This window comes from Prevotella sp. AM42-24 (assembly GCF_003461825.1).
Taxonomy (GTDB): domain Bacteria; phylum Bacteroidota; class Bacteroidia; order Bacteroidales; family Bacteroidaceae; genus Prevotella; species Prevotella hominis.
Window position 1 is genome coordinate 1,028 of the sequence record NZ_QTXV01000148.1, and the last position, 674, is coordinate 1,701.

The 674-nt window shown below is 49.0% G+C and carries 1 protein-coding gene; it reads right to left on the bottom strand.

What is annotated here, in order from left to right:
* Window positions 1-674: site-specific integrase (locus tag DW917_RS16755; RefSeq protein WP_147344252.1), on the bottom strand; the 674-nt coding region annotated here is incomplete at both ends.

The following is a 674-nucleotide window of genomic DNA, read 5'->3' on the forward strand; positions in this document are numbered from 1 at the left end:
ATAAGCTTATCCATGTCATTTGAAATCTTCTGCTCCGTCACCTGCGCATAGACCTGTGTGCTTGTAATGTCTGCGTGTCCCATCATCTTGGCTATGCTGCCGATGGGAATGTCCTCGTTGAGCATCAAGACTCCGAATGTATGGCGGCTGGCGTGGAATCCCAACTTATTACTTATGCCAAGCACCATTCCAAGGGTATGCACATCAAGATAGATGTCTTTCTTCTCACCCAGTGGAAAAACAGGCTTGCTGTCGTCCGTGGTATTGTAGAGCGAAAGAATCTTCTCGGCTATCGGATGGAGTGGCACGAAGAACTCCACGCCTGTCTTCTCTCTTTCCTTGCGGATGAACTTCCTACCCTCGGAGTTCTCACTGATATGGTGAGGGTACAGTTTCTTTACATCTATATAGGATAAGGAGGTGAGCGAGGCAAAAATGAAACATCTGCGTGCAAGCTCCGTTCGCTCGTCAGCCATCGGGGTAGAGAGCATCTTGATGAAGTCTGCCTTGCTGATATGGGTCATCTTCGGGGCTGCCTTCTTCTCATACCCTATCTTGGCTATGGGATTGAAGCGGATAATGCTCCTGTCCACTGCCTTGTACATCAACATGTTCAGCCAGAGAAGGCAATGGTTCACGTAGCTGTCGATACGTCCCTGGTCTCGTTTCAGGAA